This is a genomic window from Veillonella sp. ZSJB6, assembly GCF_051549505.1.
Classification (GTDB): domain Bacteria; phylum Bacillota; class Negativicutes; order Veillonellales; family Veillonellaceae; genus Veillonella.
In genome coordinates this window covers 1-275 of sequence record NZ_JBPUGE010000042.1, presented here as the reverse complement: position 1 = coordinate 275, position 275 = coordinate 1, and the positions used below count along the sequence as shown (strand labels likewise).

Annotated in this window: 1 protein-coding gene; it reads right to left on the bottom strand. The window is 51.3% G+C overall.

Translation table 11 applies throughout. The features are described from left to right. Window positions 1-184: hypothetical protein (locus ACSV5T_RS09825; RefSeq protein ID WP_438320988.1), on the bottom strand; the 184-nt coding region annotated here is incomplete at its 3' end. Window positions 185-275 lie beyond the last annotated feature (91 nt).

Genomic DNA, 275 nt, shown 5'->3' with positions numbered 1-275 from the left:
GGACGATGTCACCGCGCTGACCAGGATTTGGCGGACGCAGATCACGGACGAACGCATCTACGTCGACGCCCTCGCCATCGACGTAGATCACGCCCGGTTCCTGCTTATCGAGTATCTTGCGCTGCATGTCCGCCGTGTACCCGATACTGGCGCGAATGAAACCACGTAGTTTTGCATTAGCCATTTGTGATAAACTATGTCAGAGGTTTTGACAAGAACCAAAGCCAATGATATAGGGTAGTTGTTAACGACTGAATTTGTGCGAACGAAAGACC